This window comes from Streptomyces sp. NPDC085481 (assembly GCF_044541845.1).
Lineage (GTDB): Bacteria > Actinomycetota > Actinomycetes > Streptomycetales > Streptomycetaceae > Streptomyces.
Genome location: NZ_JBITTJ010000005.1, coordinates 390,300 through 405,625, shown reverse-complemented (window position 1 = coordinate 405,625; position 15,326 = coordinate 390,300). Strand labels below are relative to the sequence as shown.

Annotated in this window: 13 protein-coding genes and 1 pseudogene; 5 read left to right on the top strand and 9 right to left on the bottom strand. The window is 72.7% G+C overall.

Features of this window, described 5'->3' with window-relative positions:
- Together ACIGEZ_RS14875 and pcrA are read right to left on the bottom strand one after the other, a co-directional pair.
- Positions 1–224: pseudogene (locus ACIGEZ_RS14875) on the bottom strand (IS30 family transposase); the annotation flags it as partial.
- A 78-nt stretch (positions 225–302) separates the two neighbouring features.
- Positions 303–2,753 (bottom strand): DNA helicase PcrA, encoded by a 2,451-nt coding sequence (pcrA, locus tag ACIGEZ_RS14870; protein ID WP_399830572.1) that lies wholly within the window; start codon positions 2,751–2,753, stop codon positions 303–305.
- Between the two features lie 323 nt (positions 2,754–3,076).
- On the opposite strand from pcrA, the gene ACIGEZ_RS14865 reads away from it, so the two are divergent.
- Positions 3,077–4,261: an NlpC/P60 family protein gene (locus ACIGEZ_RS14865; RefSeq protein ID WP_399830569.1), complete on the top strand. Its 1,185-nt coding sequence runs from the start codon at positions 3,077–3,079 to the stop codon at positions 4,259–4,261.
- A gap of 25 nt (positions 4,262–4,286) precedes the next feature.
- On the opposite strand, the gene ACIGEZ_RS14860 is transcribed toward ACIGEZ_RS14865, so the two are convergent.
- Positions 4,287–4,640: a hypothetical protein gene (locus tag ACIGEZ_RS14860; RefSeq protein ID WP_399830566.1), complete on the bottom strand. Its 354-nt coding sequence runs from the start codon at positions 4,638–4,640 to the stop codon at positions 4,287–4,289.
- A 345-nt stretch (positions 4,641–4,985) separates the two neighbouring features.
- Here ACIGEZ_RS14860 and ACIGEZ_RS14855 point away from each other — a divergent pair, with 345 nt between their 5' ends.
- A complete protein-coding gene (locus ACIGEZ_RS14855) occupies positions 4,986–6,065 on the top strand; it encodes an NlpC/P60 family protein (RefSeq protein WP_399830564.1) in 1,080 nt (359 codons plus the stop codon).
- Between the two features lie 66 nt (positions 6,066–6,131).
- Here the strand turns inward: ACIGEZ_RS14855 and ACIGEZ_RS14850 are convergent, their stop codons facing one another.
- Positions 6,132–6,842 (bottom strand): LuxR C-terminal-related transcriptional regulator, encoded by a 711-nt coding sequence (locus ACIGEZ_RS14850; protein WP_399830561.1) that lies wholly within the window; start codon positions 6,840–6,842, stop codon positions 6,132–6,134.
- On the bottom strand, positions 6,839–8,143 hold the full coding sequence (locus ACIGEZ_RS14845; protein WP_399830558.1) for a PspC domain-containing protein: 1,305 nt from the start codon (positions 8,141–8,143) through the stop codon (positions 6,839–6,841). Before ACIGEZ_RS14845 ends, ACIGEZ_RS14850 begins: the two co-directional genes overlap by 4 nt.
- 120 nt (positions 8,144–8,263) lie before the next feature.
- Between ACIGEZ_RS14845 and ACIGEZ_RS14840 the strand changes: the two genes are divergently transcribed.
- Positions 8,264–9,739 (top strand): PspC domain-containing protein, encoded by a 1,476-nt coding sequence (locus ACIGEZ_RS14840; protein ID WP_399830555.1) that lies wholly within the window; start codon positions 8,264–8,266, stop codon positions 9,737–9,739.
- Positions 9,726–9,986 carry a hypothetical protein gene (locus ACIGEZ_RS14835; RefSeq protein ID WP_399830552.1) on the top strand — a complete coding sequence of 87 codons (261 nt, stop codon included), beginning with the start codon at positions 9,726–9,728 and terminating at the stop codon, positions 9,984–9,986. Before ACIGEZ_RS14840 ends, ACIGEZ_RS14835 begins: the two co-directional genes overlap by 14 nt.
- On the opposite strand, the gene ACIGEZ_RS14830 is transcribed toward ACIGEZ_RS14835, so the two are convergent.
- The 4 genes from ACIGEZ_RS14830 to guaA all read right to left on the bottom strand — a co-directional run bounded on the left by ACIGEZ_RS14830 (position 9,896) and on the right by guaA (position 14,538).
- Positions 9,896–10,426 (bottom strand): DoxX family protein, encoded by a 531-nt coding sequence (locus ACIGEZ_RS14830; RefSeq protein ID WP_399830549.1) that lies wholly within the window; start codon positions 10,424–10,426, stop codon positions 9,896–9,898. The two genes, ACIGEZ_RS14835 and ACIGEZ_RS14830, sit on opposite strands and share 91 nt — an antisense overlap.
- 90 nt (positions 10,427–10,516) lie before the next feature.
- Positions 10,517–11,755 carry a hypothetical protein gene (locus tag ACIGEZ_RS14825; RefSeq protein WP_399830546.1) on the bottom strand — a complete coding sequence of 413 codons (1,239 nt, stop codon included), beginning with the start codon at positions 11,753–11,755 and terminating at the stop codon, positions 10,517–10,519.
- Between the two features lie 174 nt (positions 11,756–11,929).
- Positions 11,930–12,718, bottom strand: coding sequence for a class II aldolase/adducin family protein (locus tag ACIGEZ_RS14820; RefSeq protein WP_399830543.1), 789 nt, complete (start codon positions 12,716–12,718; stop codon positions 11,930–11,932).
- A 218-nt stretch (positions 12,719–12,936) separates the two neighbouring features.
- Positions 12,937–14,538, bottom strand: coding sequence for a glutamine-hydrolyzing GMP synthase (gene guaA / locus ACIGEZ_RS14815; protein WP_399830540.1), 1,602 nt, complete (start codon positions 14,536–14,538; stop codon positions 12,937–12,939).
- Between the two features lie 327 nt (positions 14,539–14,865).
- Here guaA and ACIGEZ_RS14810 point away from each other — a divergent pair, with 327 nt between their 5' ends.
- Positions 14,866–15,153 carry a chorismate mutase gene (locus tag ACIGEZ_RS14810; RefSeq protein WP_399830537.1) on the top strand — a complete coding sequence of 96 codons (288 nt, stop codon included), beginning with the start codon at positions 14,866–14,868 and terminating at the stop codon, positions 15,151–15,153.
- Positions 15,154–15,326 lie beyond the last annotated feature (173 nt).

Here is a 15,326-nt window from a genome sequence, read left to right as displayed (position 1 = left end):
GAAGGCGCCGCCACCGCGCCAAGCGGTGCCAGCGCCTTCCTCTGTGTGCCCGTGGGCTTACGCCCGTAAAGCCACTTCCTGCCCGTGCGGGTGTCTATGCCGACGATCCGGCATGCTTCCCGGTTGCTGTAGCCCTGCTGCATGAGCCGGGAGTATGCCTCCCGCTCCCGGCTCAGCTTCCTGGGCCCTTGAGGGGTCCGGTCCCGCCGGATCTCGAAGTCCATCGCCACCCCTGAACTGGGGTGTTGCGACAACCACTAGAACCCAAGCGTCCGGCCGGGGCCCCTTCCTCGTACGTGCTCCTACAGCTTCTCGACCGGCGCGTACCGCAGCAGCAGCCGCTTCGGCTTCTCGTCGCCGAAGTCGACCGTCGCCTGGGCGTCCGCGCCCATACCCGTCACCGCCATGACCGTGCCGAGGCCGAACTGGTCGTGGGTGACCCGGTCGCCGACCTGGAGCGAGATCACCGGCTTGTCGCTCGTGCGGCGCGTGGCGAAGCCCGAGGGGCCGGAGCGGGCGCGCGAGGAGGAGAGCGAGGACGTGATGCCCGAGGTCGGCCCGGCGGGCTTGACCATCGGGCCGGTCCGCTTCCACTCCAGATACGCGGCGGGGATCTCCTCCAGGAAGCGCGAGGCCGGGTTGTACGAGGGCTGGCCCCAGGCGCTGCGCATCGAGGAGCGGGTCAGGTAGAGCCGCTCGCGGGCGCGGGTGATGCCCACGTACGCCAGGCGGCGCTCCTCCTCCAGCTCCTTGGTCTGGCCGAGCGCCCGCATGTGCGGGAAGACGCCGTCCTCCATGCCGGTGAGGAAGACCACCGGGAACTCCAGGCCCTTGGCGGTGTGGAGGGTCATCAGGGTGATGACGCCGGAGCCCTCCTCGTCCTCGTCGGGGATCTGGTCGGAGTCGGCGACGAGGGCGACCTGCTCCAGGAACTCGGCGAGGGTGGCGGGCTCGTCCCCGCGCTCCTGCTCGAACTCCAGGGCCACCGCGGCGAGTTCCTGGAGGTTCTCGATGCGGGTCTCGTCCTGGGGGTCGGTGGAGGCCTGCAGCTCGGCCAGGTATCCGGTCCGTTCGAGCACGGCCTCCAGGACCACGGCGGGTCCCGCGCCCGAGTCGACGACGGTGCGCAGCTCCTCCATGAGCGTGTTGAACCGCTTGACGGCGTTGGCCGAGCGGGCCGCCATGCCGTAGGCCTCGTCGACGCGCTTGAGCGCCTGCGGGAAGGTGATCTTCTCCCGCAGGGAGAGGGCGTCGATCATCGCCTCGGCGCGCTCGCCGATGCCCCGCTTGGGGACGTTGAGGATGCGGCGCAGCGGCACGTTGTCCTCGGGGTTGGCGAGGACGCGCAGGTAGGCGAGGACGTCGCGGACCTCCTTGCGCTCGTAGAAGCGCACGCCGCCGACGACCTTGTAGGGCAGCCCGACCCGGATGAAGATCTCTTCGAAGACGCGGGACTGGGCGTTGGTGCGGTAGAAGACGGCGACGTCGCCGGCCTTGGCGTCGCCCGTGTCGGTGAGCCGGTCGATCTCGTCGGCGACGAACTGGGCCTCGTCGTGCTCGGTGTCGGCGACGTAGCCGGTGATCTGCGCGCCGGCGCCCGCGTTGGTCCACAGGTTCTTGGGGCGGCGGGACTCGTTGCGCTCGATGACGGCGTTGGCGGCGGACAGGATCGTCTGGGTGGAGCGGTAGTTCTGCTCCAGGAGGATCGTGGTCGCGTCCGGGTAGTCCTCCTCGAACTGGAGGATGTTGCGGATGGTCGCGCCGCGGAAGGCGTAGATCGACTGGTCGGCGTCACCCACGACGCACAGCTCGGCCGGGCCGAGGTCCTCGTAGCCGGTGCCGACGAGCTCGCGGACGAGGGTGTACTGGGCGTGGTTGGTGTCCTGGTACTCGTCGACGAGGACGTGGCGGAAGCGGCGGCGGTAGTGCTCGGCGACGTCCGGGAAGGCCTGGAGCAGGTGGACCGTCGTCATGATGATGTCGTCGAAGTCCAGGGCGTTGGCCTCGCGCAGCCGCGCCTGGTACATCCGGTACGCCTCGGCGAGCGTCTTCTCGAAGCCGTCGACGGCCTGGTCGGCGAAGCTCTCCTCGTCGATCAGCTCGTTCTTCAGGTTGGAGATCTTGGCGCTGAACGACTTCGGCGGGAACTTCTTCGGATCGAGGTCCAGGTCGCGGCAGACCAGGGCCATCAGGCGCTTGGAGTCGGCGGCGTCGTAGATCGAGAAGGAGGACGTGAAGCCGAGCCTCTTGCTCTCCCGGCGCAGGATGCGGACGCACGCGCTGTGGAAGGTCATCACCCACATGGCGTTGGCGCGCGGGCCGACGAGCTGCTCGACGCGCTCCTTCATCTCGCCGGCGGCCTTGTTGGTGAAGGTGATCGCCAGTATCTGCCCGGGGTGCACGTGCCGGGTGCCCAGGAGGTGGGCGATCCGGTGGGTGAGCACCCGGGTCTTGCCGGAGCCGGCACCCGCGACGATGAGCAGCGGGGAGCCGGTGTGCACGACGGCGGCGCGCTGCTGCTCGTTCAGCCCCTCCAGGAGCGCGGCGGGGTCCACGGCGGGGCGGTGGGCGCCGTCGCGGTAGTACGCCTCCCGGCCGGCCGGGGGCGCCTCGAAGTGCTCCCCGAAGAGGTCGTGCGGGACCTCCTCCGCGGCCGGGGCGCCGTGGTGGTGGTCCTCGGGCGGGGGCGGGGGCTCCTCCGAGGAGTGGTTCTGGAGGCTCGCCAGGAAGCTGTCGTCAAAGAGGCTGCTCATCGCCTAACGAGTCTAGGGCGCCGCACTGACACTCCGCTGCCGCCTCCGGAAGTGAGCGGCAGAGCGCTGAGGGTGAGCACCCGGTACGCCCGCGTGACACACGGACGACGTCCCCACGCCTGCGTGCGCAAGGTCACGAAAATGTATCGGGCATATCGAACACCGGCCTTCCCAGCCGCCCCCACGGCTCGCTAGCGTGCTCGCCCAAGCGGCCCGTCCCCTACCTCCTCTCCACCGTCGGCGAACCGCGTCGAACGGGCGGCCCACGCCGGACCCGGCCGTCCCCCACGGCCGTCGGGTGCTCCACGGCGTCCAGGAAGGAGATGCCGGCCTTGGCGTCCCACCGCAAGCCGCGCACCACCCGTCCCCACTCCACCGCCGTCGGCGTCACGACGGCCGCCCTCGCCTCCGTCACGCTGCTCTCCGGGCAGAGCGCGCTGGCCGCGCCCGGCGCGCCGGCCGCGCCGAAGCCCAAGCCGACGGTCGAGGAGATCCAGAAGAAGGTCGACGAGCTGTACCGGCAGGCCGGCACGGCGACGCAGGAGTACGACCGCGCCAAGGAGGCCGCCGACCGGCAGCGGCGCAAGGTCGACCGGATCCTCGACGACGTGGCCCGCCGCACGGCGGCGATCAACGACTCGCGGCGCGCCCTCGGCTCGTACGCGGCGGCGCAGTACCGCACCGGCGCCGTCGGCCCGACCGCCACCCTGATCTTCGCGGACAGCCCGCAGGACTACTTCGACCAGACCCACCTGATGGACCGGCTGTCCGACCGGCAGCACACGGCCGTCGCCGCGTACGAGTCCCAGCGCGCCGCGGCGGCCAAGCAGCGGGCCGAGGCGACGCGGAGCCTGGCGGAGCTGACCGCCTCGCAGACCGCGCTGCGGGACAGCAAGCAGACCGTGCAGCGGAAGCTGGCCGAGGCGCGCACGCTCCTGGCGCGACTGACCGCGCAGGAGAAGGCGCGCCTCGCGGAGCTGGAGCGCAAGCGGCAGACGGAGGCCCGCCGCAAGGCGGAGGAGCGCGCGAAGGAGGAGGCCAGGGCCAAGGCGGCCGCCGAGGCCGAGCGGAAGCGCCGGGAGCAGACCAAGCCCACGCCGACACCGGACCCGACGCCGGCGAAGCCCCCGTCGGGCGGCACCGGCGGCTCCTCGTACGCGGCCAAGGCCGCCGAGGCGCTCGCCTTCGCCCGGGCGCAGATCGGCAAGCCGTACGTGTGGGGCGCGACGGGCCCCAGCTCGTACGACTGCTCCGGCCTCACCCAGGGAGCGTGGCGCGCGGCGGGTGTGGACCTGCCCCGCACCACCTGGGACCAGGTGAAGGTCGGCACGCGCGTCGCCACCGCGGACCTGCTGCCGGGCGATCTCGTCTTCTTCTACGACGACGTCAGCCACGTCGGCATCTACATCGGCGGCGGAAAGATGATCCACGCGCCGAAGCCGGGCGCCTATGTGCGCGAGGAGTCGATCTACTACATGCCGATCTACGGCAGCGTGCGTCCGGTCTGAGGCGTGTCCGGGGCGGGAGCGGCGGTCAGACCCAGAGGGTGGCGATGAAGATGTTCGCCATGGTCAGGCCGCCGACGGCGCCGAAGAGGCCCTTGTCGACCCGCTCCTCGTCGCGCTTGACGTAGACGAGACCCAGGATCACGACCAGGACGGCCAGCTTGATGCCGACCTTGAGGTTGTTGACGGTCTGGTCGTCGGCCTGGTTGAGGCCGACCAGGGCGACGCCGGTGACCAGCATGGTCAGGGCGCCGTGCAGCATGGCCGGGGTGAAGCGGGCCGTACCGGCGCCCATCGCCTTCATCTGGGTGAGGAATCCGCCGAGCAGGGCGGCGATTCCGATGATGTGCAGGGCGACGAAGACATTGATGAGTACGTCCATGGGGCGGAGCCTAACGGGGGCCGTAGCACCGGCGTTCGGGCGGGTCCACCCCGTCCGGTGCTTCGGTCAGGCGGCTGCCGGAAGCGCCGTCCGACCGTGGACCGGGGCGAACGAGAACGGTCCGGGAGCGACAACTGAAGCCAATAGCGGTCAACTCCCCGCAGGGCCGCGGCAGCCAGGTTTAGCGTCCTCCCCCAGGTGGCCGGCTCCCCACCACCGCCGGACTCCGGCGGCTGCCGGTCGCCCCCGCCGAGAAAAGCCGGCGGCGGCCCGTCTCCCCTGTGCGGGCCGTCGCCGGTCCCGGCGGGCAGCGTCCCCCACAGGGAGAGGATGTGACCCGCCCTCGTGGCAGCGCACCGCAAGCCCAAGCAGTCCCCCCTCGGTGGCCAGGCGGCCCGGACCGCCGCCACGCTGGCCCTCGCCTCCGCGGCGACCGCGACCGTCTTCGAGGGGTCGGGGCAGGCCGCGCCCCGGTCGACCCCCGCTCAGGTCAAAGCGGAGGTCGACCGGCTGTACGAGCAGGCCGAGGTGGCGACCGAGAAGTACAACGGCGCGAAGGAGAAGGCGGACCGGGCCCGGGCCGCCTTCGACCGGCTGCGCGACGAGGCCGCCCGCAGGACCGAGCGGCTCAACCGCTCCCGCGAGGCACTGGGTACGGTCGCCGCCGCGCAGTACCGCTCCGGCGGCCTCGACCCCGCGATCCAGCTCGCGCTCACCTCCGACCCCGACCAGTACCTGGAGCGGGCCGCGCTCGCCGAGAAGGCCGGCGACCGGCAGGCCGCCGTCGTCTCCGCCGTACGGCGCGAGCTCGTGGCCGTACGCCAGCTGCACGGCGAGTCCGAGGGCCGGCTGCGGGAGCTGAAGGCGCACGAGGCGGAGCTGCGCCGTCAGAAGGCGACCGTGCAGGGGAAGCTGGACGCGGCGCGGGCGCTGCTCGCCCGGCTCACCGCCGAGGAGCGGGCCCGGTACGAGGCCGCCGTGGCCGGCCGCGACGGCGCAACCGGCCACTCGTCCGCGGCGACCACCGACCGGGCCGACCGGGCCTCCGCGATCCGCGGGCCGGTCACCGCGCCGAACACCCGCGCCGCCGAGGCCATCGCCTTCGCCCAGGCCCAGCTCGGCAAGCCGTACGTCTGGGGGGCGACCGGTCCCTCCGCCTACGACTGCTCGGGCCTGACCCAGGCGGCCTGGCGCGCGGCGGGCGTCTCGCTGCCGCGCACCACGTACTCCCAGATCAACGCCGGCCGCCGGGTCTCCCGCTCCGAGCTGGCCCCGGGCGACCTGATCTTCTTCTACTCCGGGATCAGTCACGTCGGCCTCTACATCGGCGGCGGCCAGATGATCCACGCCCCCCGGCCTGGCGCCCCGGTCCGGGTCGCCCCGATCGACGAGATGCCGTTCGCGGGCGCCACCCGTGTGGGGTGACGCGGGTGGGGTGGCGCGGGCGGGGTGACGCGGGTGGGTGCCCGGGACGGGCCCCGGACGAACGGCCTAGACGAGGCGGCGGGCGGTCGCCCAGCGGGTCAGCTCGTGCCGGTTGGAGAGCTGGAGCTTGCGCAGCACCGCCGAGACATGGGACTCGACCGTCTTCACCGAGATGAAGAGCTGCTTGGCGATCTCCTTGTACGCGTATCCGCGGGCGATCAGCCGCAGCACCTCCCGCTCCCGCTGGGTCAGCCGGTCCAGGTCCTCGTCCACGGGCGGCGCGTCCGTCGAGGCGAACGCGTCGAGCACGAAGCCCGCGAGACGCGGCGAGAACACCGCGTCGCCCTCCTGGACCCGGAAGATCGAGTCCACCAGGTCGGTGCCGGTGATCGTCTTGGTGACATAGCCGCGGGCACCGCCCCGGATCACCCCGATGACGTCCTCGGCGGCGTCGGACACCGACAGGGCCAGGAAGCGCACCGGGTCCTCGGCCGCCGCCATCAGGCTCGCGCAGCGGCGCAGCACCTCGACCCCGCCGCCACCCGGCAGGTGCACATCGAGCAGGACGACCTCCGGGCGGGTCGCGGTGATCACCGTGACCGCCTGGTCGACGTCGGCCGCCTCGCCGACCACCTCGACGCCCGTCACATCGGTCCGGCCGATCTCGGCCTGCACCCCGGTACGGAACATCCGGTGGTCGTCGACGAGCACGACCCGCACCCGGCGCTCCGTGCCCTGCGCCGCATCCCCGCTCCCGGTCACGGTCTCGTCGCTCATCCGTCCGCCCTCTCCATCTCGAGCTCCACTTCGGTCCCCCCGCCCGGCGCGGACTTCAGCCGCGCCGATCCGCCGTTGCGCTGCATCCGGCCGATGATCGATTCTCGTACGCCCATACGGTCGTCCGGCACCGCGTCCGGGTCGAAGCCCGGCCCGCGGTCCCGCACGGAGACGAAGACCGTCCGGCCCTCCACCTCCGCGTAGACCTGCACCGGCCCGCCCTCGCCACCGTACTTGGCGGCGTTGACCATCGCCTCGCGCGCGGCCTGCATCTGTGCGCCGAGCCGGTCGTCGAGCGGGCAGTCGCCGACGACCACGACCTCCAGCGGGACGCCGTGCTTGTCCTCGACCTCGGCCGCGGCCCGCTTGACCGCCTCGGCGAGCGTCGCAGGCTCCTCGTCCTCGTCCTTGCCGGTGCCCTCCGGCTTGTACAGCCAGTTCCGCAGCTCCCGCTCCTGGGCGCGGGCGAGCCGGCGTACCTCTCCGGCGTCGTCGGCGTTGCGCTGGATCAGGGTGAGGGTGTGCAGCACGGAGTCGTGGACGTGGGCCGCGACCTCGGCGCGCTCCTGGGCGCGGATGCGCAGGGTGCGCTCCTCGGTGAGGTCCTGCGACATCCGCACCAGCCAGGGTCCGGCGAGCAGCGCTATCCCGGTGAGGACCGCGACCGCGGCGGTGAGCGCCGTGCCGAGCTGGGCGACCGAGCCGCGGACCACCAGGAAGACGGCGAGCCCCGTGCCGACCAGGGCGACGCCGACCAGCCCGCGGACGAGTTGGAGGACCCGCCGCCGGCGGTCGGTGTCGGTCCAGCTCGCGCGGCGGGCGTTGTCCGCCTGCCGCCAGACCAGGACGACGCCGACGCCTATCAGCAGCGAAGGCCAGATGTACCGCCCGGCCTGCCTGTCGACGTTGAGGTTGCCGACGAAGACGGAGACGCTGAGCGCGAGGGCTATCAGCGCGAAGACCTGCCCCCGGTCGGGCTTGCGGAGGCGCCGGCGGCCGTCCGGGGTGGTCTCGAACAAGGGCCGGGGGGTGGAGCGGCCGCCGACGCCGAGCGGGACGACGATCCAGAACACCGCGTACAGCAGCGCGCCGAGGCCGTCGGTGAGCATCAGGGCCACGAAGAACGCGCGGACCCAGATCACGGGCAGTCCGAGGTGTCCGGCGAGGCCGCGCGCGACACCGCCGAGCCACCGGCCGTCGACGCTGCGGTAGAGCCTGCGGACGGGCGGTTCGTCGGTGTCGGTGACACGGGCGGCTGCGGACATGGATTGATCGTCACACGTTCGGCCCGCCCCGGGCATCAGGGTCGGCCCGGATATCGGCCCCGGAACCGTCTCGGGGTGCGCGGCCCGCGGAAGATCAGGGTCAAGGCAGGGTCGGTCCCGGTGCCGCGGGGCGTCACGGGCGGTCACCATGGAGCCATGACGAGTTCGACGCCTTCGCCCCACGAGGCCCCGCCGCCGGCCGACGCCGCGCCCGCTCCGCCGCTGCGGCGGACGCGCGGGCACAAGGTCGTGGCCGGCGTGTGCGGCGGTCTCGGCCGGCACTTCGACCTCGACCCGGTGATCTTCCGGATCGCGCTGGGCGTGCTGGCGGTCACCGGCGGTGTCGGGCTGATCTTCTACGGCTTCGCGTGGCTGCTGGTACCGCTCGCGGGCGAGGAGGAGAACGAGGGGCGCAGGCTGCTGACCGGCCGGGTGTCCGGCTCGTCGCTGACCGCGGTGCTGACGGCCCTCGTGGGCTGCGGGATCTTCCTGTCGATGCTGCACAACGGCGGGACGCTGGGCTTCGCGCTGGTCCTGTCGGTCGCGGTGGGCGGGGCGGCGGTCTGGTCGCAGCGGCGGCCCAGGGTCGCGGCGGCCGCCGAGGAGGGCAGCCGGTTGGACGCGGCGGCCGCGCTCGCGGTCGCCGAGGCCCCGCCGGAGACGAAGGCCCCGCCGCTGGTGGAGTTCCCGTCCTGGTGGCGGGACCCGATCGTCAAGGACGGCTCGACGGGCAAGGTGGCCGTCGGCTATCTGTGGGGCCCGCACGGCATCCTCGACGAGGACGGCAAGATCGACGGCGTGGTGCCGACCCCCGGCAGCCAGTGGGGGCCGGGGCCCGCCGGGCCGGGCCGCCCCACCCCGTCGAAGCGGGTGCGGACGGGGCCGCCGTCCATCGGCGGTCTGGTCTTCCTGCTCGCCCTGGTGGCGGGCGGTCTCGGCACCGGGCTTTCGTGGCAGGACCACCCGCTGGGCACGAGCCTGCAGATCGGTCTGGCCGCCGCGCTCGCGGTGTTCGGCGTGGGCCTGGTCGTCAGCAGCCTGGTGGGAAGGACCGGCTTCGGCACGGTCTTCCTCACGGTCGTCACGGCGGGCCTGCTGGCCTTGGCGTCGGCGCTGCCGAAGGAGATCTCGACGGAGTGGGTGCGCGAGACCTGGCGGCCGGCGAGCGTGGCGGCCGTCCAGACGCGGTACGTGCTCGGCACGGGCATCGGCACCCTCGACCTGTCGGCACTGGCCGTCCCGGCCGGCACGACGCTGGCGACGAGGGCGGAGGTCGGGGCGGGGAAGCTGGAGGTGATCGTCCCGAAGAACGTGACGGTGAAGCTGCGGGTCCAGCTGGGCCTCGGCGACCTCCGTCTGCCGGCACAGGGCGCGACCCTGCCCACGGCACCACCGGCGCCGACGGCCTCCGCGCAGCCCGTACCGCCGCCGGCCTCGCTCCGGCCCGTATCGCCGCCGACCCCGCGGCAGCCCGTACAACCCCCGCGGGCACCCGACGACATCGACATCAGGCCGGACGTCGACGAGACGCGGACGTTCGCTCCGCCGCCGGGCGTCACCCCGGGCGGCACCGTCGACCTCGCGCTCGAGGTCGGCCTCGGACAGGTGGAGGTCACCCGTGCTGGTCCATGAGTTCCGCCCCGGCCGGCTGATCCTGGGCCTGGCCGCCCTCGCCCTCGCGGGTCTCTTCGCGGCCGACGCGGCCGGCGCCCTGTCCGTCGCCTGGTACATGGTGATCCCGGTGCTGTGCGGCGCGCTCGGCCTCGCCGCGCTGGCGACCTGGGTCGCCTACCTCGTACGGCGGCGCTCGGCGAGGAGCCGGTCGAGCGAGAGCACCGGGGCCCCGGCGAGCAGCAGCGGGAGCCAGGCCATCAGATAGGCGAGGTCGTTGCCGAGGTAGTACGGGTTGACCTGCCAGCTCACGGTCAGCCAGAGGCTCAGCGAGATCAGCGCCCCGCCGAGCGCGGCGACCCGGGCGAACAGGCCGAACAGGGTGCCGAGCCCGACGGCCAGCTCGCCGATCGCGATGGCGTAGCCGAAGCCGACGGGGCTCTTCAGGGCCAGGTCCACGAGAGCCGGGATGGCCGAGGTGTCGCGGACGCCGCGCATGACCTCGCCGATCGACTCGGTGCCGGTGTCGGAGAAGAAGGCGGGATCGGTCAGCTTGTCGAGCCCGGCGTAGATGAAGGTGACGCCGAGGAAGATCCGCAGCGGAACGAGCGCGTAGCGGGAGGCGAGAGCCTTCCACGCGTCGAGGCGGCCGGAGCCGCCGCTGCCGCGGGCGCCCCCGAAGCCACTGATTCCCGTCCGTCCCGTCATCTCCGGCCGCCTCTCCACGCCACGCGCCACTGTCTCGAAGACGATTCTGCTCGGAATTCCTGTGACAGGAGAGGGGCGCGTGCGGGGAAGTCAGTCGACGACGTCGATCGTGACCCGGTTGGTCTCGACTCCGGCGGCCGTCACGACCCACACCTCCGTCCGGCCCGGTTCCACGTCGGCGGGCACGGGGACGGTCAGTGCGGTGTCGGTCGGGTTGGCGAAGCCGCCGGGGACCGGGATGAGCGGGGCATGCGCGTGGACCGGGCCGAACCTGACGACGAGCCGGGTCAGCGGGTCGGGGGCGGCCGCCCCGGCCGGGACGAAGCCGGTGCCGCGGATCTCGATGTCGTCGCCGATCCGGATCGGGGCGTCCAGGTCGCCCGCCTCGCGGGCGCGCACCACGGAGAAGACCTTCGGGCGGCCGCCCTCGACGCACTTGCCGGCGAGATAGCCGGCGGCGGAGACGGCGACCAGCACCACCAGGGCCCAGGGCAGTTCGGGCAGCCGGTCCGGTGTCCGGCCGAGCCGGACGGCGGCGAGGACGAGCACGGCGCCGGAGACCAGGACGTACTGGACGTCGGTGAGGCTTGCCCGGCCGTCGTCGTCGCAGAGCAGATCGGCGGGTCGGGGGCGGTCGCCGCGGACCTTCTGCAGGCGTCGGGCCGCGACCCGGAGCGACACGATCAGCCGGGAGACGACGGTGACGACCGAGACCAGGGCGAAGACGGCGAGCAGCCCCGCGCCTCGCCCGAGGGCGAGGTCCACGGCGGGTGCGCCGCCCGCCAGGCGCAGGGAGAGCAGGAGCACGGCGAAGACGCAGAGGAGGAGCCAGGCGGCGGCGACGGTGCGGGAGGTGGAGAACCGCTGGTCCTCGCCGACGAGCGGGGCGAGGACGCCGCCGCGCGCGGAGTGCAGCCGGGCGACGGCGGTCAGGACCGCGGCGAGCAGCGTGGCGGTGGCCAGCGCGGCGGTGCGGGTGCCGGTCCAGCCGGTGCCGAGCCCCGTGAGGGCCTGCCCGAGGAGCAGCGCGAGCACGGCGCCCCACACGACGGCGAGGGTGCCGCGGCGTACCCGCCCGAGCCGGGCCGCGCCCGCCTCACGGCCGCGGGCGGTGACGGTGCGCGCGGACTGGGCGAGTTCGTCGGAGACCCACTGGCGGGAGGCGATCGGCGAGTGGGCGAGGGCGGCGGGCACGCCGTGGCCCGTGGCGAGCTCCTCGCGCCGGGCGAGGAAGGCGGCGACGGCGCGCCGGTGGCCGGAGCCTTCGCAGTGCGGGCAGCCGCCGCCGTCCGGGCTCGCCCCGCACTGTCTCGCCTCTTGCACCGCCACGGCGCCGCCCACTTCCCGTTCGGTCGACCGACCTCGTCAACTGGCTGTTGATTCCTGGGAATTGTGCCGCACCCGCACCTCCTGTACGGGGCTTCACACAGCTCACACGGGGGTGATTGAACCGTCATCACATTGACGTAAGGACAGCCAAGCCCATGTTCTGCGACAGGTGTTCTACGTCAGGAGTTCGGGCTGCGTACGGCTGATCCGCCGCCACAGGGGCTGGTAGTTGATCCAGGCGACCAGGTCGCTGCCGAGCTGTTCGCGGGTGGCGACGGCGTCGCGGTGGTCGATGAGCACGGGTTTGCCGGCCGCCCGTGCGGCCAGCTGCACCTGGGCGCAGCGCTCCATCGCGATGAACCACCAGGCCGCGGCGTCCACCGAGGAACCGACCGTGAGCAGCCCGTGGTTGCGCAGCACGATCCCCTTGAAGGGGCCGAGGGCGACGGCGACCCGGCGGCCTGCCTCGGGATCGACGGTGACGCCGGTGTAGGCGTCGTAGAGGGCGTGGTCCTGGTAGAAGGCGCAGGCCTCCTGGGTGATCGGGTCGATCAGTTCGCCGAGTGCGGCGAGCGCCCGCCCGTGGGTGGAGTGGGTGTGGGCGACGGCGACGACGTCGGGCCGTGCCCGGTGGACCTCGGCGTGCACGGTGAACGCGGCCTGGTTGACGTGGTGGGCACCGTAGACGACCTGTCCGTCACCGTTGACCAGGATCAGGTCGCTCGCGGTGAGCTCGGCGAAGGGGGCGCCGAAGGGGTTCACCCAGAAGCAGTCGGGGTGCTCCGGGTCGCGCGCGGTGATGTGGCCGGAGACGCCCTCCTCGTACCCGAGCCGCCCGAAGACCCGTAGCGCGGCCGCGAGTCGCTGCTTGCGGTGGGTGCGCTCTTCGGCGGCCGTCGCGTGGACGGGCGGCATGGCGAAGTGGAGCTGCTCGACGGGGACGGGCGCCGGTATCTCGGTCATGCGCCGGAAGGTAACGCCCGGCCCGGCAAGTCACCAGAGCCCGTACGGACAAAGGCCCGGCGGGCGTTGCATGGGGGATCCAGACTGCGCCCTCTGGATATTGGATCCAATATCCAGGTCGGCGCCGGCTTGGGGATCCAATATCCACGCCGTCCTGGAAACGGCGAAACCGCCGCCCCCGGAACAGGGGCGGCGGCTTCACTCGGATACGGGAGGGGTCACTCCCACTCAATGGTGCCCGGCGGCTTGCTCGTGACGTCGAGGACGACACGGTTGACGTCGGCGACCTCGTTGGTGATCCGGGTCGAGATGCGGGCGAGCACCTCGTACGGCAGGCGCGACCAGTCCGCGGTCATGGCGTCCTCGGAGGAGACGGGGCGCAGCACGATCGGGTGACCGTACGTGCGGCCGTCGCCCTGGACGCCGACGGAGCGGACGTCGGCGAGCAGCACGACCGGGCACTGCCAGATCTCGCGGTCGAGACCGGCGGCCGTGAGCTCCTCGCGGGCGATGGCGTCGGCCTCGCGCAGCAGGTCCAGGCGCTCCTTGGTGACCTCGCCGACGATGCGGATGCCGAGGCCGGGGCCGGGGAACGGCTGGCGCTGGACGATCTCCTCGGGCAGGCCGAGCTCCTGGCCGACCATGCGGACCTCGTCCTTGAAGAGCTGGCGCAGCGGCTCGACGAGCGCGAACTCCAGGTCCTCGGGGAGGCCGCCCACGTTGTGGTGGGACTTGATGTTGGCGGTGCCGGTGCCGCCGCCGGACTCGACGATGTCCGGGTAGAGCGTGCCCTGGACGAGGAAGGCGACCTCTTCGCCGTCGGCGGCGCCCTCGGCCACGATCTCGGCCTGCGCCTGCTCGAAGACGCGGATGAACTCGCGGCCGATGATCTTGCGCTTGGTCTCCGGGTCGGAGACCCCGGCGAGCGCGGTGAGGAAACGCTCCTGCGCGTCGACGACCTTCAGGTTGACGCCGGTGGAGGCGACGAAGTCCTTCTCGACCTGCTCGGTCTCGCCCTTGCGCATCAGACCGTGGTCGACGTAGACGCAGGTGAGCTGCGAGCCGATGGCCTTCTGCACGAGCGCGGCGGCCACGGCGGAGTCGACGCCGCCGGACAGACCGCAGATGGCACGCTTGGAGCCGACCTGGGCGCGGATGGCCGCGACCTGCTCCTCGATCACGTTGCCGGTGGTCCAGCTGGGCTCGATGCCGGCGCCGCGGTAGAGGAAGTGCTCCAGGATCTGCTGGCCGTGCGTGGAGTGCAGCACCTCGGGGTGGTACTGGACGCCGTACAGCTTCTTCTCGTCGTTCTCGAAGGCGGCGACCGGCACGACGTCCGTGGACGCGGTGACGGTGAAGCCCTCGGGGGCGGCGGAGCAGGCGTCGCCGTGCGACATCCACACGGACTGCTCGACCGGGGTGCCCTCGAACAGGGTCGAGCCGGCCTTGGAGACGTGCAGCGGCGTGCGGCCGTACTCACGGGCGCCGTTGTCGTCGACCGTGCCGCCCAGGGTCTGGGCCATCAGCTGGAAGCCGTAGCACATGCCGAAGACGGGGACCCCGGCCTCGAAGAGGGCGCGGTCCAGGCGCGGGGCGCCGTCGGCGTACACGGAGGACGGGCCGCCGGAGAGGATGATCGCCTTCGGGTCCTTGGCCAGCATCTCGGCCACCGGCATGGTGGACGGGACGATCTCGCTGTAGACCCGGGCCTCACGGACACGGCGGGCGATGAGCTGGGCGTACTGGGCGCCGAAGTCGACAACGAGGACTACGTCCGGGTTGGAGACGTCGGGCGCGGCAGCGGGAGTCGCTGATGACACTACGGCGGCCTTCCGGCGGTAGGAGAGGTTCCCCCGAGAGGGGGGCTATTTGTCGATTCTACCGGCGCGCGGGTGTCGCTTTTCGTCTCACCATCCGAACCCGGTTTGGCCGCGGGCGCCGGGCGGGGTCCATACTGTGCCCATGCGCAAGCTCACGACCTTCGTCTTTACCTATGGCAACCGGCCCACCGGCTGCCATGGTCGTGCTGCTTGAGCAACTGACAAGCGACTTCCCAGGCGCCCCGGGCCGACAAGGCCCGGGGCGTTCTGCTTGTCCCGGGCGACGCCGGCCCGGGGCTCCCGGACCCGACACCCGAGGAGCCCCCTGTGACCACCGCCTCCACCGAGAAGACCGGCGCCCGCACCGACGAGGCCGCGGAGCTGATCGGCGACGCCCGCGAGCGCATCGACGCGCTCGACGACCGGATCATCGGCCTGATCCAGGAACGGATGGCCGTCTCGGCCGTCATCCAGGAGGCCCGCATCTCCTCCGGCGGCCGCCGGGTGAACCTGGCCCGCGAGATGGAGGTGCTCGGCCACTACCGCGACGCGCTGGGCAAGCCGGGTACGGCGCTCGCGATGACGGTGCTGGAGCTGTGCCGCGGCCGCGTCTGACGGCCACGGCACGGGCCGCATCGACCGCCGCGCCCGACCACCCGCCCGACCACCCGCCCGACCACCGCGCCCGACCACCGCGCCCGACGAGGCGCCGGAACACGCCGGGGGTGCGCCCCGCATCTGAGTTCGGGCCCGCTCTCACCCGTACGGCGCGTGACCGGGCCCGGCGC

Excerpts from the sequence above, each read along its gene's own strand:
- ACIGEZ_RS14845 (WP_399830558.1), bottom strand. The coding sequence starts at position 8,143 with ATGCCCGGGGCGGGCCGAACGTGTGACGATCAATCCATGTCCGCAGCC.
- ACIGEZ_RS14830 (WP_399830549.1), bottom strand. The coding sequence starts at position 10,426 with ATGACGGGACGGACGGGAATCAGTGGCTTCGGGGGCGCCCGCGGCAGC.
- ACIGEZ_RS14865 (WP_399830569.1), top strand. The coding sequence starts at position 3,077 with ATGCCGGCCTTGGCGTCCCACCGCAAGCCGCGCACCACCCGTCCCCAC.
- ACIGEZ_RS14860 (WP_399830566.1), bottom strand. The coding sequence starts at position 4,640 with ATGGACGTACTCATCAATGTCTTCGTCGCCCTGCACATCATCGGAATC.
- ACIGEZ_RS14820 (WP_399830543.1), bottom strand. The coding sequence starts at position 12,718 with ATGACCGAGATACCGGCGCCCGTCCCCGTCGAGCAGCTCCACTTCGCC.
- ACIGEZ_RS14850 (WP_399830561.1), bottom strand. The coding sequence starts at position 6,842 with ATGAGCGACGAGACCGTGACCGGGAGCGGGGATGCGGCGCAGGGCACG.
- ACIGEZ_RS14840 (WP_399830555.1), top strand. The coding sequence starts at position 8,264 with ATGACGAGTTCGACGCCTTCGCCCCACGAGGCCCCGCCGCCGGCCGAC.
- pcrA (WP_399830572.1), bottom strand. The coding sequence starts at position 2,753 with ATGAGCAGCCTCTTTGACGACAGCTTCCTGGCGAGCCTCCAGAACCAC.